Source organism: Paenibacillus sp. Soil750 (assembly GCF_001428045.1).
GTDB classification, from domain to species: domain Bacteria; phylum Bacillota; class Bacilli; order Paenibacillales; family NBRC-103111; genus Paenibacillus_E; species Paenibacillus_E allorhizoplanae.
In genome coordinates this window covers 12,068-31,386 of the sequence record NZ_LMSD01000027.1, presented here as the reverse complement: position 1 = coordinate 31,386, position 19,319 = coordinate 12,068, and the positions used below count along the sequence as shown (strand labels likewise).

24 protein-coding genes are annotated in these 19,319 nt (G+C 37.7%); 2 read left to right on the top strand and 22 right to left on the bottom strand.

Annotated elements, in window-relative coordinates; genetic code table 11:
* Positions 1-163 precede the first annotated feature (163 nt).
* The 15 genes from ASL11_RS23880 to fosB all read right to left on the bottom strand — a co-directional run bounded on the left by ASL11_RS23880 (position 164) and on the right by fosB (position 11,826).
* On the bottom strand, positions 164-1,162 hold the full coding sequence (locus ASL11_RS23880) for a phosphotransferase (protein WP_056620537.1): 999 nt from the start codon (positions 1,160-1,162) through the stop codon (positions 164-166).
* A gap of 304 nt (positions 1,163-1,466) precedes the next feature.
* Complete coding sequence (locus tag ASL11_RS23875; protein ID WP_235550565.1) at positions 1,467-1,829, bottom strand: DinB family protein; 363 nt, start codon at positions 1,827-1,829, stop codon at positions 1,467-1,469.
* Between the two features lie 267 nt (positions 1,830-2,096).
* Positions 2,097-2,546: a hypothetical protein gene (locus ASL11_RS23870; protein ID WP_056620535.1), complete on the bottom strand. Its 450-nt coding sequence runs from the start codon at positions 2,544-2,546 to the stop codon at positions 2,097-2,099.
* Positions 2,547-2,774: 228 nt separating this feature from the next.
* Positions 2,775-3,626 (bottom strand): imm11 family protein, encoded by an 852-nt coding sequence (locus tag ASL11_RS23865; RefSeq protein ID WP_056620533.1) that lies wholly within the window; start codon positions 3,624-3,626, stop codon positions 2,775-2,777.
* A 265-nt stretch (positions 3,627-3,891) separates the two neighbouring features.
* Positions 3,892-4,407 (bottom strand): hypothetical protein, encoded by a 516-nt coding sequence (locus ASL11_RS23860; RefSeq protein ID WP_056620531.1) that lies wholly within the window; start codon positions 4,405-4,407, stop codon positions 3,892-3,894.
* A gap of 68 nt (positions 4,408-4,475) precedes the next feature.
* On the bottom strand, positions 4,476-4,673 hold the full coding sequence (locus ASL11_RS23855) for a DUF4926 domain-containing protein (RefSeq protein WP_056620528.1): 198 nt from the start codon (positions 4,671-4,673) through the stop codon (positions 4,476-4,478).
* A gap of 995 nt (positions 4,674-5,668) precedes the next feature.
* Entirely contained in the window at positions 5,669-6,052 is a 384-nt protein-coding gene (locus ASL11_RS23845) for a hypothetical protein (RefSeq protein ID WP_056620524.1), read from the bottom strand.
* 142 nt (positions 6,053-6,194) lie between these two features.
* Entirely contained in the window at positions 6,195-6,833 is a 639-nt protein-coding gene (locus tag ASL11_RS37250) for an immunity protein Imm33 domain-containing protein (RefSeq protein ID WP_200962478.1), read from the bottom strand.
* A 199-nt stretch (positions 6,834-7,032) separates the two neighbouring features.
* Positions 7,033-7,617 carry a GNAT family N-acetyltransferase gene (locus ASL11_RS23835; RefSeq protein ID WP_056620522.1) on the bottom strand — a complete coding sequence of 195 codons (585 nt, stop codon included), beginning with the start codon at positions 7,615-7,617 and terminating at the stop codon, positions 7,033-7,035.
* A 168-nt stretch (positions 7,618-7,785) separates the two neighbouring features.
* Positions 7,786-8,121 carry a hypothetical protein gene (locus ASL11_RS23830; protein ID WP_056620520.1) on the bottom strand — a complete coding sequence of 112 codons (336 nt, stop codon included), beginning with the start codon at positions 8,119-8,121 and terminating at the stop codon, positions 7,786-7,788.
* A gap of 113 nt (positions 8,122-8,234) precedes the next feature.
* Positions 8,235-8,747, bottom strand: coding sequence for a hypothetical protein (locus ASL11_RS23825; RefSeq protein WP_056620517.1), 513 nt, complete (start codon positions 8,745-8,747; stop codon positions 8,235-8,237).
* Between the two features lie 185 nt (positions 8,748-8,932).
* On the bottom strand, positions 8,933-9,343 hold the full coding sequence (locus ASL11_RS23820; protein WP_056620515.1) for a hypothetical protein: 411 nt from the start codon (positions 9,341-9,343) through the stop codon (positions 8,933-8,935).
* 785 nt (positions 9,344-10,128) lie between these two features.
* A complete protein-coding gene (locus tag ASL11_RS23810) occupies positions 10,129-10,740 on the bottom strand; it encodes an HAD-IA family hydrolase (RefSeq protein WP_056620511.1) in 612 nt (203 codons plus the stop codon).
* Between the two features lie 265 nt (positions 10,741-11,005).
* A complete protein-coding gene (locus ASL11_RS23805; protein WP_056620509.1) occupies positions 11,006-11,191 on the bottom strand; it encodes a DUF4177 domain-containing protein in 186 nt (61 codons plus the stop codon).
* Positions 11,192-11,400: 209 nt separating this feature from the next.
* Positions 11,401-11,826, bottom strand: a complete 426-nt coding sequence (gene fosB, locus ASL11_RS23800) for a metallothiol transferase FosB (protein ID WP_056620541.1) — start codon at positions 11,824-11,826, stop codon at positions 11,401-11,403.
* A gap of 221 nt (positions 11,827-12,047) precedes the next feature.
* Here fosB and ASL11_RS23795 point away from each other — a divergent pair, with 221 nt between their 5' ends.
* Positions 12,048-12,479 carry an SRPBCC family protein gene (locus ASL11_RS23795; RefSeq protein WP_056620507.1) on the top strand — a complete coding sequence of 144 codons (432 nt, stop codon included), beginning with the start codon at positions 12,048-12,050 and terminating at the stop codon, positions 12,477-12,479.
* An 80-nt stretch (positions 12,480-12,559) separates the two neighbouring features.
* Here the strand turns inward: ASL11_RS23795 and ASL11_RS23790 are convergent, their stop codons facing one another.
* The 3 genes from ASL11_RS23790 to ASL11_RS23780 all read right to left on the bottom strand — a co-directional run bounded on the left by ASL11_RS23790 (position 12,560) and on the right by ASL11_RS23780 (position 14,483).
* On the bottom strand, positions 12,560-13,186 hold the full coding sequence (locus tag ASL11_RS23790) for an immunity protein Imm33 domain-containing protein (RefSeq protein WP_056620505.1): 627 nt from the start codon (positions 13,184-13,186) through the stop codon (positions 12,560-12,562).
* Between the two features lie 80 nt (positions 13,187-13,266).
* Positions 13,267-13,593, bottom strand: coding sequence for a hypothetical protein (locus ASL11_RS23785; protein WP_056620502.1), 327 nt, complete (start codon positions 13,591-13,593; stop codon positions 13,267-13,269).
* 101 nt (positions 13,594-13,694) lie between these two features.
* The gene (locus tag ASL11_RS23780) at positions 13,695-14,483 is read right to left on the bottom strand and encodes an imm11 family protein (protein WP_056620500.1); all 789 of its coding nucleotides are present in this window, start codon (positions 14,481-14,483) and stop codon (positions 13,695-13,697) included.
* Positions 14,484-14,877: 394 nt separating this feature from the next.
* Between ASL11_RS23780 and ASL11_RS23775 the strand changes: the two genes are divergently transcribed.
* The gene (locus ASL11_RS23775; RefSeq protein ID WP_056620499.1) at positions 14,878-15,771 is read left to right on the top strand and encodes an SMP-30/gluconolactonase/LRE family protein; all 894 of its coding nucleotides are present in this window, start codon (positions 14,878-14,880) and stop codon (positions 15,769-15,771) included.
* A 167-nt stretch (positions 15,772-15,938) separates the two neighbouring features.
* On the opposite strand, the gene ASL11_RS23770 is transcribed toward ASL11_RS23775, so the two are convergent.
* The 4 genes from ASL11_RS23770 to ASL11_RS23755 all read right to left on the bottom strand — a co-directional run bounded on the left by ASL11_RS23770 (position 15,939) and on the right by ASL11_RS23755 (position 18,913).
* Entirely contained in the window at positions 15,939-16,409 is a 471-nt protein-coding gene (locus ASL11_RS23770; protein ID WP_056620498.1) for an SMI1/KNR4 family protein, read from the bottom strand.
* A gap of 709 nt (positions 16,410-17,118) precedes the next feature.
* Entirely contained in the window at positions 17,119-17,760 is a 642-nt protein-coding gene (locus tag ASL11_RS37245; RefSeq protein ID WP_056620496.1) for a copper amine oxidase N-terminal domain-containing protein, read from the bottom strand.
* Positions 17,761-18,350: 590 nt separating this feature from the next.
* Positions 18,351-18,557 (bottom strand): hypothetical protein, encoded by a 207-nt coding sequence (locus ASL11_RS23760; RefSeq protein WP_056620494.1) that lies wholly within the window; start codon positions 18,555-18,557, stop codon positions 18,351-18,353.
* Positions 18,558-18,691: 134 nt separating this feature from the next.
* Complete coding sequence (locus tag ASL11_RS23755) at positions 18,692-18,913, bottom strand: DUF7660 family protein (RefSeq protein WP_056620492.1); 222 nt, start codon at positions 18,911-18,913, stop codon at positions 18,692-18,694.
* Between the last annotated feature and the right edge of the window lie 406 nt (positions 18,914-19,319).

Sequence of the window (19,319 nt, the reverse complement as noted above, 5' to 3'; positions counted from 1 at the left end):
ACAAACTGTTCGAGATCATAACTGGTAAAAATTAATTATTGCTAAACTCTCCTGCCCAATACTTCAAAGTTACATAAATGGCTTTCCGCCACGCTCTACTGCCCAATAGCTTAATGACAAAAGGAGCAGCTTTCGCGGCTCCTTTTGACGTTTTCGTTTACCGTTAGTTGAGTAAATACTTCTCAAACAGTTGTTTTAATGGCGTACGCTGCTTGTTCAGCCAATCATTTCTAGTTAGAAATTGATTTAGAATGTATTTAAAGTTTTGTTCGATATTTTGTCCTGAATAATGCTGTCCGATGTAAATGTGAAGTACTGCTATATGGTAAATTTGAGTCAATAGTTGTAGTTGATTCATTTCTTGATGTGTACATTGTCTAAATTGAGAGTAGCCTTTAATAAATCTCTCCACCTGATCCCAAGATCCGTTTGTCAACTGAAGCACGTGATTAAGGGAAATGGTAAACTCCATAAAGCTAACATCAAATGACGTAAAATCAAAATCTAATACACCATGGATTCTGTTCTCTTTTGAAAGTAAGTTGTAGATCAGCAAGTCATGATGAACTAGTTGCTTGGACAATTCCAATAATTCATGTTTACTCTGCTCCACAGAAGAGACCATCTCTTTATAAAAAGTAATAGCAGATTGAGGGATTGCAAAGGGTGGGTCCTTGATAAAAGATGCTACAGCATGATAATCGGCTAATGGATGCAGAGCATAAATTTCCAAGAAGGAAATCCCTTCGTATTTTAGTTCTGCTTCGTATTGACTAAGTGCTGAAGAAATTTCACCGACTACACAGCCAAACTCTGTAGCTTGCTGTACATTGGATAACTCCGGAACTGTCCCTTCAATAAACGAAACGATTGCACCGAGTGTTCCATCTGACAGATGTACATATTTTTCACCTTCATCCGTATCTAGAAACACTGGTACTACAAATGAAAGACTTTGTTTACTTAAATACGATGTTATTTTTACTTCAAATTTAATACTCTCTTTATTTTTAGTATGACGATTGTAGATGCGAATGACATATTTTTGGTCATTTATTGTTAAAATTTTCGTTAGATTAGTCAGACCGAATGGTACCAGTTCAATAGCGTATACAGAATTCTTAAAATATTTACGAACGATTTCATCGATTTTCTCTTGCATTATAATTCCCCCAGTTCCTCTTAACAGAGTATCACAATGAAGAAAATCAGGGAATGTTAAACCACGCTCTTCTGCCCGTTAGCTCAACGAAGGGCTGCCTAAGCGGCAGCCCTTCCAATTTTGAACTATAAGTTTCGTTAGTTGAATGAATGATCAATGATACTGTCCTGTTATGTGTTCATTCGAATCTTTCATTAATTTGGAGAGTAGCACAATTTGCCCAGCATGATATCCATAGTGTGCCGCAACCTGAACAAGAAGCCGACTGATTACTCTCACTTCATAGGTTTCATTTTCTGAAGCATTAACCCGAAGCATTAACCCGAAGCATTCTGTTCCAATCCTCCAAGTCATAGCGGATTATGACTTCCCTTTTTAAATCCTGCTCGGACAAAACTGATAATATACTTTCCGATTCAGATCGTGTCCTCAAAAGAAGACTACTCAATTCATCCTTCGATATGCCACCTTCAGAATTAAATTCTTGAGCGCGTTCCCGAATGAAGGGTTTGTTTCCGATTGCACTTATGAGGTTCTGATACTCGTTTCCCGCTAAATGTAAGCAAAGGTTTCCAATGCTGTTCATAGAATCCTTCATTTTTTTCCAAATCAAATCATCATCAAGTCGGTTTAAGCTCTTTATGATTCGATCGAGCTGCTTGTTCATGTCTTCAAGTACGTTTTTTGTCAGGTCTGGCACACTATTTCCCCTCTGCAATTTAATGAAAATGCACATATCACTTTTTTAATAATTCGCTTAACTCAGAATGATTCCCTTTAATTATTCTGCCTGTCCCTCGGCGGCTGCCGTCGTGTCATGATTGAACTATCGTTCCCAGTTAGTTGAATGACCTTTTAGCTAAATATATACAAGTCAAATTATTATAGAGCTATAGGGACTCGATAGCTTAATCTTCTTCTTTGATAATTCTCCCTAGTGCAGTTTAATCGTTTCTTTATCTTTTATAGATTCATTAATAAGATCGAGAACCTCAGATGTTACATTCCAATAATATCCGTTACTATCTTCCCAAATTTGATTCCCTACATTCCACAAGCTACCACCATAAGTAGAATTAGTTTCTTTATTAATTCCTTCTTGTAATAGAATTTTTGGCATCTGAGAATATAACTCGCCTGGCGGAAAATTGTTTTCTATTTTTGTTGTTTTCTTCATTTTAGACATTTCATCTAAAATTTTTTCAAGAAGTTCTTTGTTGTTAATTTGGTAGGTATCAGTTGAAGTATAAACAATAATATCTTGGATTTTAGATTTCCTTATTGTAAAACCGTAAATATTTATATATAACATTGTGTACAGCAAATAGCCTACTGCAATTAAAACTATTGGAATTATTAAGTATCTTTTCTTATTGAATTTCATTGAAACTTCCCCATCTCCTTACTTATCCTGCCCCTTACTTTACAGACGCTTGGTGCATGTACAAAGTTTCGCAATATGGGGAATTTTAACTTTCATAAATTGGTTTTGCCATTTATGTAACTTATGGGTGCATTGAGTATAAAACAGCTTTTACCACTTCGCTCTACTGCCCGTTAGTTGAGAAGGCTACCGATCATTTACAGTCGTTAGCCTTCATTAACAATAAATTTATAAATTAAATATGCTAAATAATGACTTTTTCTTTTCTTTAATTCCCCATGTTAATCCCAAAATCACAGGAGGATAATAAACTGGGTTGATCCAAGAATAAGTGCCGTCTAGTACAAGCTGCCCCAGCAATATTTCATTTTCCTCATCAACTTTTAAAGCCCATTTTCCGCTAAATACTATTTGTCCTTTATTTTTTTGTATATAGTCGATAGCTTTCTGAAAATCAAACGTTACTTTTAATGAAATATTGATTTCTTCACACATGGATACATACTTTTCTTCTTTCTGCTTCCAAGAAAACTCCGAATCCCACATCTCAACGAGTTGATACCCTTTCAGGTGGTTTTCAATCATTTCCTTTAGACGGTCAGAAACATAAATCTTAGTTAAGATCTTGTTTCCTTCATGTAACATGATTCTGAAAATATCATTATCTTGTACAACATCCTTAAAAAGCTCCAACTCTTCATAATCAATTAACAAATTCGAACTACCCAGTCGCTTCTCTTTTGAATGGTTCGGATCTACACAATTTAAAACCGTTAATACATTCAAGACAAAAAACTCAGACTCACCTTCAGTGTTTGTTAGTGGTAAGAATTCAACATTCAGGTTTGGTGTTTGCGATATTATTTCTTTTGCTCGTTCACTTACAATTAGAGCCCCTCCAACCGCATTTAATATAACCGAAGGTTTTTCCTTGTTATCTAAAATCACATTGTATGTTTTCCAATTACCTACCAACGGGTTAGCATCTTGTACCAATTCTCTAACTTTTTTTCCTTCATCATAATTTACAAAACTTACAGTATTATAAACTGGGTGATAATCTAGCCACCATATTTTCAACCAAACCACTCCTTTGCTATCAAAATTTAAAATAAACCATCCTAATTATTTCATACTAGTTTGCTCGCTAACGCCAGTGAAGATTTTCTCTCTATTAACATAGCCATTCTTGTTAAAATGCACCAGTGCCTCAATAACCACTTAATGTAGTTCCGCATTACTGCCCGTTACTTGAGAAAAGGCAACCAATCCACCTGGGCTGGCTGCCTTTTCAATTTGTTATTGAACTATCGTGTCCCGTTAGTTAAATGGACTTTCCCGATTATCATTTATCATTACACGCTATACAACCATTCCAATATAATAAAATTCCATGCTTCTCACATTTCGGATATCCTTCAGGGTTTTTAAACCTTTTGTCCCTAATCCCCAAATTAATCCATTCTATATATTCATCTTTTTTTATATTCTCAGGTGCAAGGATTCGAATCATTTCCATAAAACTCCCCAAATATGACATGATTAATTCTTCATTCGGAACATAATCTAAAGTATCCCATCCAATTTTCTGTTTTGCCCCTTGAATAACATTTACTAAGAACTCTTTTTCGATTTCAAAGTTAATTACATCCCAAGGTATATCCTCGACATCAAACCCACCATTTCCAAGACCTCTCACTTCAATGTCGTGTTCCATAAGCCACAATATTAATTCTTTCTCTTTTTTCGTATTAGCTGATAATGTGCCACTCAGTCCCAATACGGTAAGAAAGACGGTCAATCCTCCATTGCTCATTCCGAAATCTAGGTTATTAGAGCGATTGAAAATATAGTTTCCCATGTCAGTCCTCCCTATATAAAACAAACATCCTTTACCTGTAACGTTGTCATTAGTAAATAAGAGGTAGATTAAATGCAAAGTTCAATGTCATCTGGTCCAACAGCGAACAATGCCTTAGTTATCCCACCCTCACCCACAAACTCTAATTCGTAACCTTCCCTTGGCAAAGTATAAACTTCTACAATCGTTGCAACTTCTCCCGTTAATACGCCTTCGTCATCGAAGTCTTTAAGCAATCTGACTACATCGAATATTTCAAATTTCACTATAATACTCCGCTCCATTCAACCTTTTAAATATTAATGTTTAACCATATTTTAACATACTGAATTGAAGATATCTGCCCAATAGCTTAATGGCAAAAGGAGCAGCTGCCTCGGCATCTGCTCCCTGGTTTGTTTCAACTAACGTTCTGCGTTAGCTTAGTAAATCAACTCATCACATTTCACTGCAATTAACGTCTTTTTATTTCATTTACTACAGGTTCAGAGACTGAGACTACATCAACAATGTGGTCAAGACAACAAATCCCATAGTGCTTTAATGGTCCTGGAAAATCTACTGATGCGAAAGTCCCAACAGTAATAAAATCAAGATACCTTGATTTCTTATAGATTCTAAATATTTCCCCTTCAAACTCCTCATAATCATCCCATGTTGTAAATGATTCATTTCGGATTGANCCAACAGTAATAAAATCAAGATACCTTGATTTCTTATAGATTCTAAATATTTCCCCTTCAAACTCCTCATAATCATCCCATGTTGTAAATGATTCATTTCGGATTGAATATGCAACGTAAGTCTCAAAGTCAACTTGTATTACTGGCGAGTTTTCGTCAATGATAATTGGGTATGAATCACCAAAGTTTTTTTCACCRATAATAAGTGGTTCAGCTTCTCCCGTTTCACTTTTACTGAAGTGCAGTCTTAATGAATTTACTTCAGGCTCTGTAAGACCAAAGAAAAATATATCCTTTNATAATAAGTGGTTCAGCTTCTCCCGTTTCACTTTTACTGAAGTGCAGTCTTAATGAATTTACTTCAGGCTCTGTAAGACCAAAGAAAAATATATCCTTTTGTTTCATTAAGTCTTTATATTCCAACTCGCACCCTTCCCCTCAATTCATAATTCAATAATACTCCATTAAACTGCCCGTTAATTTAACAAACAAAAAAGAGCTGCCGCGTAGGCAACTCCTCAACTATCGTTATCCGTTAGCTGAACAATCTTCACTTTTTATCTAATTAAATAAAACTGTTACTTCTTACTAGTTCTTTGATCAATGACTTGTATTTCCTCAACATCTTTTAAGGCATCTTTTAATAACAAGGTTAGGTATCCATCTACTCGGAAGTGTTCCAATTCCTGACCCTTAAAAATATAGGATGCTGAAAACGGAAAAATTCCTAAACTAAAACCTTGATCTTCTTCCCGACCACTGAATCCCTGCAAAATTATTCTAAGGGACATTATATCATGTTCTAAATAAACTGCAGGAACTTCTTCGTAAATCTTTTTATCCTTTCCTATGAACTTCAAACCGCCAAACAATTTTTCCGATATTTTCTCTCCAACTTCTTCAATACATAATTCTGATTTTAATGACGCATTTCCGACTAAGTATGGTATTTTTTCATTCACTCTTGATTCTCTCCTATTAATTAAGGCTATGTTAAACCTTAATTGTTGTTTTTATCCCTAAAGAAAACCGCCCTTTGAAAAGGCGGTTAATTAAACTATCGTTATCCGTTAGCGTAATCGACCAGCTGAGGAACAAAAGTGGTTAATTTATTGCATTTTCATCGAACCAAACATCTTGTTCTTTCCCTGCGATATTAAATCTATATCCATAAGGTAAAGCGAAATATTTCATTAGGTCTGGCCTTTTAAATGCTAAATGGTGATAATGAACCGTCATCAAAGATCCCACGTTATCGTCATACAGGTCAGTTGTAAGCCACCATCCTGACATATGCTCTGGTGAAGGATATCTCACTGCATCGACTGCTAGTCCTTCGTACACACCTTTAGAAATAACTATCATTTGATTAAAAATTGGAAATTTCGGAGTTGCTCCGTTTTCCTGACATTCTTGTTTCTGTTCTTGGACTACTTTAATTGCATAGTCTGCACCTTCACCAAAACCTTCACCATTGCTTTGGACTTCCCATATCTCATAATAAAGTTCAGAAAGTTCACAACATTTTAACAACCAAGAATGGAATGCAATGGTTTGGTCAGGCTTAATTAATGGTTTAGCATCAATCACGTAATTAATTAGGTATCTGATCAGCTCTACATACTCATTATGCAACCTTTTTTTAATGGATATAATAAATTCTTTTTCAATCATTTTATATAGTCCTTTTGTCTGAATGTATCCATTTTCAAACAAAATTTCAATTCCGCGATATTCAATCATTAATTTTCTCCTCATTTCAAATCATTGCACTTCGTCCCTTTTTACAGTTGATTAGTAATTCTAGTTCCATATCACTTTTCCCTTGTCATTATACTATACTCCCTTAACGAATCCAGGGAGCAGCTGCCGCGAGGCGATCTGCTCCCTAATTATTACGCTATCGTTCCGCGTTCAATCCGTAAAAGGATTGGATAAATAATTAAAACTCCACACCGCGAACTTTAGAGAATACCATAGTATCTCTCAATGAACCATCTACATCACAGTTATCATTTCGAAGAATTCCTTCTAATGTGAATCCTAGGCGTTCGGCAATTCGTGAACTTCGTGCATTGCGTCCATCACATCGGATTTCAATTCTATTAGCCTTTAACTCCTGTACAGCATAGTTTGTAATAGCGTCTACTGCTTCAGTAATATATCCTTTATTGCCAAAAGATGTACGCACCCAATAACCAATTTCAAATTTACGCGATTGCCAATCAATTCGATGTAAACCGCTGCTACCAATTAATTGGCCTGTCTCTTTCAGAATAAGGAGTAATCTTAGATCGGTGCGATCCAAGAATTGAAGCCTAGCTCGTCGGATACTTATTTCAGACTCTTCAATTGTAGGAATGTTCCCAGCCCACGGCATCCAGGGACGCAATTCTTCGATACTTTCTTTAACTGCCTCATTTACCGCCACGCCATCTTCCCATAATGGGGCTCTTATAAGCAATCGTTTACTTTCAAAGCTCTCAGGTATCGTATATAGTATCGGATCGGTTGCTTTAGTGCTCATTCAATAACCCCCCACAGAAAATATTTCCATAAGATTAACAGCATTTTACTCATTCTTCAATATAAAATTAACACGTTTATGAAGTAATCTGCCCAATAGTTTAATGAACACGGGGGAACTAATCTTCAACATCTGCTCCATGTAAATGATTCAGTTATGACAATATATTTAACTAGAGGTATTTTCATCATAACCCCAAAACTCTAAAAGCCGTTTATTTTCTCTAATATCATCCTCGGATAAACGGCCCAATTTCATCTTTGCAAGAAGAAGGAGGTCTTTATTATCTGTATACGTAAAGTCTTTATAGATCTCCTGGTTCTTCTTATGGAATAGATGAATTAGTTCAGTTAGTTCGAAATATGGCAATGTCCCTGATTTCCATTCCAAAAAAAAATGATACAAAGGCTCCAGGGCTTGTTCAGTTTCTAATTTGTGATACTCATCAATAATTTCACGTTCTAGTTGTCGTTTTTGTTGCTTAGGAGTTAGTCTGTTCTCCAATTTATTTACCCCCTCTTTTTTGTTTTACTTTGAAATGTTGAACTAACGTTCTTCGTTAGCTTTATGTCCTCTTGTACAACGTCGGAAACTCTAAGAGCTGGGCGAAGTTCAAATCAATACATCATAATTTTAGCAAACGCGTTCTCGCGACGTTCTCCAGTTGGATTACTGCGGGGCAGAGCCACACGAACCTCATAAGAGCCAGTTTTGGCTCTTTTCAATCCGTATTGCTCCAATTGCTTTGGGATAAACGTATCTGTGTCTTCAACGGTTTGGTTAGGAATCAGTTTTGAAGTTGCCAAGTCCGCTGTACAATCTCCACCTGGCTTGATGGATAGCTCTTTTTTTGACTTTTCGTGAACAATTTCGACAGATAGGTGACTCGGGCAGCTGGAACTTCCTGATAAGTAGGTATAGGTTTCATTTCCAATATTCGTCACTTTCGTGTGAACTGAAATTTCCTCGTATCTGCTAAACTGGTTCTTGTCTAACTGGATATCATATACCAAGTTTCCAATCGTTACTTGGGTTTGAATCGGTTCTATATTTCTTGGTTTCTGCGGGAAGACAAGGACTACTATAGCAATTGCTATGATAATAAGACCTATTATTAATTTCTTTTTCATTTCCTCACGCCTTTACCTTAATCTTGGTTGATATAGATACGTTGATATTGATTTAAATGTTGCAATTTCCTACTTGGTAAAATTTATCATTATACAGTTTCGTTAACCGTTAGCACAACAGGCCACCGAGTTTATCACCGGCAGCCTGACCCTCAACAAACGTCCCCACAAATTCAAGTACGTTACTAAATTTTTAAACCATCTGGAAGAATAATTTCACCATTCTCACTACTGACATTGAAAAAACCAACATTATGCTTAGTTGCTAACATGCGAACATGTTCGTACGCCTTTTCAGCTACTGACCATGCAAAGGCCATGTAAATAGCATTCGATGCAACACAATAATCAGTTAATCTTTCCTCAAGCTCCTCATTCCCATTAATTTCCTCATCAGATGGTGCAAATGAACCGTTCATAGCAGGAAATGACTTGATACTTTCTTGAAACCAATTTTGTAGTGACGTAGTTGTGTGTGATATCTCGTTATAGTCTACATCTTCACTCCAAGTTGTTAAGTTTTCATACCAAGACATAAACTCTTTCTTTGTTTTTGGAGTTCTCGTATTTTCAAATACCAATAAATAGTAACTCATGATTCGTATACCCCCGGTAATTTGGTAAATCAGGTGTAAGCGTATATATTTTTTAGCAAGTGTTGGTACTGAAGAGAACTCCCGATACTTGAACGAATAAAAGAGGAGCTGCTACAAGGCAACTCCTGCACTATCGTTTACCCGTTAGTTCAACGAAATCATCAGCTAACTTAAGTCAAATGTTGACCATCCGTTATCCCGTATTCGATATAGTAAGTCTAAATAAATGCGAGAACACTTACGAAAGTTTCGCTTTGTAATTCTCTCCCACAGCGTTTTTTTGTATGGAATTATTATCTTTATTCTTGGTTCACTAAAAAATTCAATTTGCAACATACAACGCCAAGCCACACATTTCGATTCAATTTCTTTTAAATCTGATATATTAAAGTCGTTAGATGAATTCACATAATTCACAAAATTTTTTCTGCACTCGAGAAAATCAATATAGTGTGTTTCCCCTTCATCAATGTAGTATAAACCCTGAGGAGTAATTTCTTTTATACTTTTATAATGAACCTCTTTACCACTAAGGCGACAATATTCCACAGAGTTCACCTCATTCTATAATATCCTTATCCTTTGCGGACTGCTCGTTTAGCGGAGTGGAGGGCTACCACGTGGTAGCCAACCAGATGTTAACTATCGTTCTCCGTTAGTTCAATAACACTTACCTTAAAAGCCAGTGCACAGCATCTAATATATCCTCTGCAATTTTAGGGACCACATCAAGCCACTTCCCAAAGTAACTAATTTGATATTTAACCACCTGAACGCTTGTGGGCTCAAATCCATTCAGGCTTAGTGTTTTTGGCTTGTCTCAACTTTAATGTAACTTCCTCAATCCAATGATTCTCCCGATCTGCAAGGAGAGTTTTCCATCCTAGCTTTTTCGCGGGTTCAAGATTTTTCGCTTGATCGTCTACGAAGAGTATCCATGAAGAATTTACAAAGTTAGATTCAACTTTTTTATAGATATTTGGATCTGGCTTGCATAGTCCAACTTCACTTGAGATCGTCACGCTTCTAACAAACGGATAGATTGGTATTAATAAATCTGATAACCATTCAAGTCGATGGTTGCTAAGAAGATGGATATCCGCGATTTTACACCAATACTCAAGGCAATTAAAAGCAGGCAAATAAGTGAGATCATCTTTAATTAACTCACGTACGCTTGTCACATCTATGGATGGATAAGATTTCACAAGCCATAACCAAAATTCATCTTCTGATAATGTTCCCGTCCAAAATGCTTCGCGAACCTCGATGCTAAATCGAGCTTTAAAATCCTCATGTGAGGTCTGTGCGAATTTAGCAAGCTCCTTCCAATAACGAGGTGAGAAGTTTGATATTACTACCCCCGCTAAATCAAGCACTAACTGAGGTTTATCCATGAATGAAAACCCCCTATAAGATATTTGCTCCCCATTCTAACACTATATCACGCTCTACTGCTCGATAGTTTATTAACAAAAAAAAATGACCCACAGCAACGGGCTGCGAGTCTATGTTTATATTTTAAAGGGGGTCGGTTTTTATTATAACCTTTAATGATTAATACCAGATGAAAATAAGATTTCAATCGTGTAACATTTACTCAACTCTCGCTTCTTAGTTATTTTAATTGCTTATGCAGCCACCACATTATTCCTCAAATTATTATTTTTGAATGGGTCGTTCAAAAATAATTTCATATGCTGTAGGTTTACCATGGCCATTATAGTTTGTCGGTAAGACCTGTACTAATCTCCATCCTTCTCTTGCATTTTCGTCAATTGTTTCTCGATGTGTTGCTGAAGAGAAAAACCCACCTAAAGATGTTTCAACATATTTGTATTCGTACATCCAATTCACTCTTTTCACCATAGTTTGTTTTCACTTATACTACGGTTACGATTGCTGAATGTTCCAATTCTCTTCATTAATAGATCAACACTGCTGCCAGCCTATTCCACGCTCTACTGCCCGTTAGCTGAACAGGCTGCCGAATTGCCGGCAGCCTGTTGTCGTTGTACTATCGTTATCCGTTAGTTTAAAAACCAACGGGGTCTGATTTACTCATCATAAAACATCATATGCGATTTATCGTCTTTGTAATATGAAAGTCTATCCTGTAGAGTACCAGTATGGAATTCAAATTTGTGACCATCAGGGTCAGTAAAATAAACTGACTTCTTATCCCTCTCATCACGTGTACGACTTGAAAGAATATTAACACCTAAATCTTCAAGTTTTTTTACCACGGTATCAAAGTCTTCGCTTTCTACACTAAAAGCAATATGTGTATATGAATAGTTAATTTCATTCCGTGGAATATCGTCCTCCACATTTAATGCCAGCCATAAACCGTTCAAATCAAAATAAGCTAACTTTCTGCCTTTGACTAATAACCTTGCATCAAATACATCCTTGTAAAATGCAATTGATTCATCTAAATCATTAACAGAAAAGAGCAAATGATTAATGCTTCCGATTTTCAACTTTGTTTCCCCTCCGTATTTCATGTTCGTTGGAGTAATTCAACACTCCTGCCCTTTAGCTTAATAAAAAGGGAGCTGCTGCCGGCCGCGGCAAACTGCTCCCTTAACTTTCCACTAACCTTCCCTGTTTGTTTAACCCAAGAAAAATAATCAACTATTAACATATTCTGGTTGATACTATTCAAGATCAAAAATATAATTAGCTTAAGGAGAGTGATTTTTTGCCAACGATTCGAAAAGAAATATCTATCGATGCCTCACCTTTTCAAGTGTGGGATGCAGTCAGAGATGTAAGTGCGGTTCATTATCGGCTGGTCCCAGGTTATACTGAGAATACTCTTATAAATGGGCACGAAAGAACCCTTATTCTGCCCCAAGGCGGCTTTGTTCGTGAGCTCATCATCTCCATTGATGAAGCGGAACGTCGAATGGCATACGCAGTAAAAGAAGGACGATTGCCACTTCTTCATCATCATGCTTCCTTCCAGGTGTTCCCCAATGATAATAATGGTAGTAAGCTTGTTTGGATAACCGATTTCCTTCCCGAACAATTGATTAATGTAATTCAAGCACATATTGATCGCGGAGCTGAGGTTATGAAAGAAACAATCGAGGCTGAAGTACAGAGAAGTGATTTCAATATACCCCGTTAATGTGTTAAGGCATCTGATCATATACTGGTTGGCTGCCTTTTATCTTCTAAGCTATCGTTCTCCGTTTGTTTAACGCCATATTATAATCCCATCCAGTCCTTTACTTCGATCCATCGACTATAAATGTTTTCTCTTTCAAAAGCAGTTCCGGGAGCGCCTCTTAGAGGTGTTATTAGGCTAGGATCCTTATCTAATAAAGAGTATATGTTTACGATTCTAATGTTTGAAGATTCACTATTGTACTCATCGGTTTCGGTGCCTTCGAACAACCTCCAACCGCTGTCTTCCTCTTGGTCGGGAGTTTCGCGATAGAGCCACCGAACGCAAGCACCTTCTTCCAAGCACTTATTAGAGACCAGAGCCATTTTTTCACCACTATCCAACCAACGTGGATCACCTTTTGGGATTATGATTCTGGCAATATGCTTTGGCTCAAACTCGATTTTATCGCCAGCATGTAATGAGTTAATATATGTTGGCTGGTTGGTTAGAATCCCGATATATTTGTGACTAAATAACTTCTTCTCGGTAATCTCCACCCACATTCTTTCCGCGCGAGGATCATTCTCGGAAGGGTGATTTAGAATAAAGTGCAATCTGACTAAATCGCCTTTCTTTTGCTTTTGCCGATCTTTTTGACTTGGGATGAAAAAAGTATTCGGGTTCAATAGTTTCGTTTTTTCTACATCCTCTAAGCTCCATTCCAAGCGAACCCCCCCTTTTTAATGCATTCAAATGAATGGATGTACTTCACTCAACTCTCGTTTTCCGTTAGTTCAATCCCAAATTACTTGCCCACGCTAATGTCATGACGCATCCCCCTGCTTGCCAACCATTCGACTAATAACTTCTGAATCCTAAATCGTTCATCTAAAGGAATGATTTCGCTCCTACGCTCACTAAGAAAGTAACGCTTGTTGATGTGTTCTGTTTCTCCAAAAACGAGAACATCATATTCTTTTACTGCTGGTATCTCACCGTAAATAACTACAATAGACTGACCTTCCACGAAGTATATGTTTACACCACGACCATGACTACGACGCCAATGAAATCCCGAATTATTTGGATTGATGCTATCCTTCTGAATTTCCCCAAAACCACGATCGTCCATTGAGAACCTCCATTTACCTGAATCAATCTCCATGATGCTATCGTTACCCGTTAGCGTAATGTACTGTGTTACCCCGTCAGCATGAAGTTTATTCTAGTTCTCTAATTAGTACTCGTAATTATTAGTTTGTGAGTCTCGTACCAGTCCATCTCCAAAAAACCTGGAGGGATATAGACGGGTTTCCCCCAATCTACATCTCCAACCAATGTTCTATTTCCGATATATAGTTGTTCACCATCCATCTGGATGATCGCTCTTCGGCTTGTAATGGCCTTGCCTTCATAAACTAACTTCATAGCATCAGAATAACTCATAGGCATTCCAAAGGAGTCAAACAGCACCGCTTTAGGATCGTGAATTGGCCAGTATTCATTCTCAGAGTCCCAAATCTCAGCAAAACGAAACCCGGTTAAGCTGGCTTGCTCTACTTTTTCCTTAAAGGTATTAGTAACAAATATCTCCGAGAATAAATTCTCCGGTATTTTATAAATACTTTCATGTTCAATCTTATCCTTACGAAATGCATATTTGTTGATGTTTCTAACAATGTTGTATTCCTCATCGATATCGAGAACAGCCGTCGATCTATCTAAGCAATCAACAACATTTAGTACATTAATTGCAAAGTAGGTATCCTTTGGGTGAAGATATGATAATACTTCGACGTCATCTTTAATGAGATCATACAAAGCATTCAAAGCTTTATCATTAAACACTGGATTAGAAAATACATGACAAAAATCGTACTTCTTTTTCTTTGTATCATACTCTTCTAAATCTGGGGCGTTCCAGATATCTTTCACACTTTTCCCTTTAAATTTTCCTCTAACGTGACTACGATCATTGAGGTTTAAAAATCCTTCTACATTAAGTAACAAGTAGACTTTCATTGTTCTTTCTCCTTATTTAAATCGGGATCGGGGCTTCTTTCAATACTAGAAACACTTAAAATATATTAACACAAATTGGAAGTATACGTTCTCCGTTAGTTGAGTCCCTTTGCCCAGACCATCCAACAACCACATTATCAATAACTGTTACTTCCCCTTCAGGGATAAGCCTTTTAAATCCAGGAAGTTTTCTATTAGGATAAAATTGTTGAAATATCTCAGACGTACTGATTTAAACATCATCCAACCGAGTAGTTAGGTTATATAGCTGCCTTCAAGTCTTTATCAAATGTTGTGATGTTTTTGACGACGAACATGTTTCCTGCATATCCTAAGAAAAAACTCATCCTGGGTCTTAAAGGAGAAATACATTTGGATATTGCAGGTAAAAGAAATGAAAGCTGATATTGCATCTAACGTATTTTATGATTTGTTTCCTCAGATCACCTGTCTCGAACAAGCGGCCACCGGATTTATTTTTACCGAGGGTCCAGCTTGGGATAAAACGGACGGCTCGCTTGTATTCAGCGATATTAAGGCAAACACGATTTATCGCTTGAAGGAGCAGGACCATCTCTCCGTAGTGCGGCGTCCAAGTGGAATGTCGAACGGACTGGCGTTTGACGCCGAACAGCGGCTCATTGCTTGCGAACATGCTGGTCGAAGACTCTCTTTATATTCCCTGTATGATCCGATTGGACCGATCGTTACGCTGGCTGACCACTATGAGGGAAAACGCTTGAACAGTCCGAACGATGTGATTGTAGCTTCGGACCGCTCCATTTACTTCACAGACCCGAATTACGGTTTAGTGAATGAATTGAAAGCACCGAAAGCGCAAGAGCAGTTTTTTCAGGGAGTCTACAGGTTATCTCCGTCAGGCAAACTGACACTACTGATCAATGACTTTGCTGGCCCTAACGGTTTAGCGTTATCGCCTGATGAACGAAAGCTGTATGTCAGCGACACGGAACGTCAGCATATCAGAGTGTTCGATCTTGATGAGCAAGGCCGATTGGTGTACGGCAGACTGTTCGCCAAGCTGGACGTGAGCAAGGGAGAGGGCGTCGCCGATGGCTTGAAGGTGGACGCAGAGGGGCACGTGTACTGCGCAGGACCGGGAGGAGTATGGGTGTTTGAACCAGACGGAAGCGTTATCGGATTGTTGAAGATTCCTGAAATAACTACCAATTTAACGTGGGGAGGAGTATCAGGACGGACCATGTATATCACCGCCACTTCCTCCGTATACAAGATACCCGTTGGGGTGACTAAAGCAGGATTTTGATCCGAAGCGAATAAGGAGAAGCTAGTACCCTTTCGAACCTGACGATTCCGTTAGTTGAGCGAACTACGCAATAACTTCCCATTCTGCCTTTACTTCAATGAAAAAAGAGGAGCTGCATCGCTGCAAACTCCTCCACTATCGTTGTCCGTTAGTTGAATAATATAGGATTAAATAATTGCATTTTTAAATAATTTACTTAAGCTATCCTCTACTTTAACTATATCAGTATCATCATGATAGATACGAACGACTTGTGGATCATTTGAACTTAAATTAATAAATATAGGATCACCGCTACCATGTGAGCAACTGGCAACAAAAATGTATTCTTTTTCATTTACGAACATCCCAGGAGCATACTCCATACATTCTTGAAATATCGATTCTAAATCTTCCCAAATGATGTATGAAACTCCATCAAAATCATATTCAGCTTGAAATTCCTGAAAACCAAATTCTGCACCAATTATTGGGACGTTTACATAAAGTTCGTGATACCAATCTGGCAATTTCAATTTTAATTTTCGCTCCAACTCCAATATGTCACTTTCTTTCGCTGTTCTACCAACAAATTGGGGGTATTTTAATTTAAGTCGTTCTACCAATTTTTCAGCTTCAAGAACAATTTCATTGTCCATTGTTTCGCTCCTTGTTCAACATTTCTATCTATAATAACACAATAGCTAATTAAACAAATCTGCCCTTTACTTCAATAAGCAAAAGAGGAGCCGCCGCGAAGCAAGCCCCTCAACTCTCGTTATCCGTTAGTTTAACGCTCATGAAAGCAAATAAATACCAACCTAAATTACTGGCTACATCTCCTACTTTGTATTTTCTGTTATTTCATTTAGCTTATCAATAATTTTTTTATCATTATTTAATTTGAGCTTTAAGCTTCTGTCGATGCTAATTAAGCCAGTTACAACAATAAACATAAAAATAATTAAAATAATTTCAATGATAAAAAACCTCCTTAGATAAGAAACTCAATCTATAATAAATACGCTAATATTTGGTAAAAGTTTTAATTAGTTCACTCTGTGCTATCGGGTAAATTGTTGCACATTTCTGCCCTTTAGCATAACAACAAAAAGAGACCCACAGCAACGGGCTGCGGGTCTAAGTTTATATTTTAAAGGGGGTCGGTTTTTATTATAACCTTTCATGATTAATAGCAGATGAAAATAAGATTTCAATCGTGTAACATTTACTCAACTCTCGTTATCCGTTAGCTCAACAACATTTTGTCTACATATTGCTTACCCCACAATGGTTTGTCTTCACTAAATTAATTGTGGAGTTAGTTCTGGCCGTATACGGCAAAGGGCAATCTTTTTTAGTATTTGATTACTTCATCGGTTGAATCGGATTGCTCTTCAAGATGTCTTCCACTTCTTGGTAGCCATCAAGGTAGGCAAAGTTATAACGCGCCGGAAGTGCGAACACGTATTTGTCATTGCGCGTCAGTTCACTTGGGCCGATAGGCGCTGCGCCAATGTGGAATTTATCCTGCTGAAGCGCGTTCCATTGGTCGACGGTAAAGACGAGAATAGGGATATCCTGTCTAGGCTGTTCTGCGGTCCATTCGGGATGGCGGATGCTGAGGCTCGCACCGCTGAACTTATCGCCTTGCGGATCCCCTTCAGAAAGACCCTCCCATTTGTCCGTTACGATCGTGTACCCTTTCCAAGTGTCCGGAAGCGTGAAACGGAAGCCATATTGGGTATTCTCATAGGCGGTTTGGCTGCTTCCCGTTTGTCCCGTAATTCTAATCTCCCTTTTGTCCCCATCCCACTTTACATCAGCTCCAAGTGACTCAGAAACAACCCTCAAAGGAACATAGCTGGATCCATCTACGATCTGCAAATCCGCATTGATTATTTTCCCGTTAATAAATAATTTAATATCCGTCGCCGCATAAGCCCCAACAGCAACAGATGCTGCGATAACACCAGTAAGTCCAAGCGCAATTAATAATTTCTTCTTCAAGTAAATTCCTCCTCATTTTGTTTCGTCATCATTTCTCTAATGCTTACGCTAGTTTCTATCCCCTCGTTGAGTGTAGCTTTCTCTTATGGTACCTCAAACGTATGATTGGTTGAAATTGTTGCAAAATTTTTGCCCATCGCATTAGTGTATTGTTTCGTTGTCACCATGAAGCAAATTACATCAAATTAGTTATTCCGTTACTCAACCTGATAGGTGAGCATTAGTCTTATTTTACAATTACACGTTTAATCTCCTAGCCACTCACGGATTAATTTTAGGGGTTGTCCATTCATCTCATTCCTTTCTTCCTAGCACGAAAGATTATAACAAGATTAAGCCGTCGGCAAATCTGTGAAAAGTCATGAACTGCATAATAAAAATGCACGACATTTGACCGAAAACATGAAAAATTTCATCCCCTATGCCCAAAGTCATGCCTTTAAGTAGGTTTACCTATTACAATCTCATCATGACCACGCTCTACTGCCCGTTACTTGAGAAGAGGCAACCAATCCACTTGGGCCTGGCTGCCTCTTAATGTTGCTATTGAACTCTCGTTATCCGTTAGTTTAACGTAGTACCGGAAAAAATTAGCCCTTGAAATTGTAATGAAAGCAGTTAGGACATACCTTCTCCGCTCTGGACAAATCAACTTGAAAACCAAGTTCGGATTCTAAAGACTGAAGAATTGACCGCTTTACCATTCGTTGAATCACTGCATTGATATCGTAGCAATCTCCCATCCAAAGTGAACGATTTAACAGAGGACAGTCATACATATCTTTATGGTCATCCATGTTAACTCTCCTTTTCTGACCGTAATCTCTTCTCCAGACATTTCCATAATCCTGCAAATTACATGAATGAATAAAAAAGAGGAGCTGCGATGCAGTCTCCTCCGCTATAGTTATCCGTTAGCGCAATGACTTTATCACTCGTATGCCTTACCAGCCAATAAAGAGGTTGCAAGCAGACTCCAAGTAGGCGTTTTAGAATTCGCATCATCAGAATCATTTAACCATGCAGCCATAGCCTCCAAAAAGCTTTCCAGTGTTTGGTTCTCCCAGCTCGTAGCATTATCAGTTAGATCATGTCTCAATGTATGAAGAAATGCAACCAACTCATCTTTACTAGATACATCATTAGGGTTCAAGGTTTCAGATCCTCCTCGTATTATTCAACAAGCGTTCCCAGTTAGCTCAATGAGGTTTTTAGTTAATTCACTGTAATATTCACGCAAGTAATTTGACAGTCCATCATCGGTATTACCATAGAACATTTGTAAAGTAGAATACCATTGATTGCAATATCCTCAAATGTTATCTCGTGGATAAAAAAGTTTAGCTCACCTGGTTTTTGTGGCACGTTCCCCGTCTTCTAACCAATTGTTAATATTTACAGAAAAACAATCCTCGAAAATAACAGTAGTATCATTTTCATTGTCGGTTGTGTCACCAAACCTCAGTCGAACTATATGAGAAGTATGGTCGTAGGACAGCCCCTTTAACTTTGCGTCAATATACCCTGTATTAGACAGTTGTTCCATGATTGATTCACAA

Coding starts and splice junctions, on each gene's coding strand:
- ASL11_RS23880 (WP_056620537.1), bottom strand. CDS start 1,162: ATGCAAGAGAAAATCGATGAAATCGTTCGTAAATATTTTAAGAATTCT.
- ASL11_RS23875 (WP_235550565.1), bottom strand. CDS start 1,829: ATGAACAAGCAGCTCGATCGAATCATAAAGAGCTTAAACCGACTTGAT.
- ASL11_RS23870 (WP_056620535.1), bottom strand. CDS start 2,546: ATGAAATTCAATAAGAAAAGATACTTAATAATTCCAATAGTTTTAATT.
- ASL11_RS23860 (WP_056620531.1), bottom strand. CDS start 4,407: ATGGGAAACTATATTTTCAATCGCTCTAATAACCTAGATTTCGGAATG.
- ASL11_RS37250 (WP_200962478.1), bottom strand. CDS start 6,833: ATGATTGAATATCGCGGAATTGAAATTTTGTTTGAAAATGGATACATT.
- ASL11_RS23835 (WP_056620522.1), bottom strand. CDS start 7,617: ATGAGCACTAAAGCAACCGATCCGATACTATATACGATACCTGAGAGC.
- ASL11_RS23825 (WP_056620517.1), bottom strand. CDS start 8,747: ATGAAAAAGAAATTAATAATAGGTCTTATTATCATAGCAATTGCTATA.
- ASL11_RS23820 (WP_056620515.1), bottom strand. CDS start 9,343: ATGAGTTACTATTTATTGGTATTTGAAAATACGAGAACTCCAAAAACA.
- ASL11_RS23810 (WP_056620511.1), bottom strand. CDS start 10,740: ATGGATAAACCTCAGTTAGTGCTTGATTTAGCGGGGGTAGTAATATCA.
- ASL11_RS23805 (WP_056620509.1), bottom strand. CDS start 11,191: ATGTACGAATACAAATATGTTGAAACATCTTTAGGTGGGTTTTTCTCT.
- ASL11_RS23785 (WP_056620502.1), bottom strand. CDS start 13,593: ATGGACGATCGTGGTTTTGGGGAAATTCAGAAGGATAGCATCAATCCA.
- ASL11_RS23780 (WP_056620500.1), bottom strand. CDS start 14,483: ATGAAAGTCTACTTGTTACTTAATGTAGAAGGATTTTTAAACCTCAAT.
- ASL11_RS23775 (WP_056620499.1), top strand. CDS start 14,878: ATGAAAGCTGATATTGCATCTAACGTATTTTATGATTTGTTTCCTCAG.
- ASL11_RS23770 (WP_056620498.1), bottom strand. CDS start 16,409: ATGGACAATGAAATTGTTCTTGAAGCTGAAAAATTGGTAGAACGACTT.
- ASL11_RS23760 (WP_056620494.1), bottom strand. CDS start 18,557: ATGGATGACCATAAAGATATGTATGACTGTCCTCTGTTAAATCGTTCA.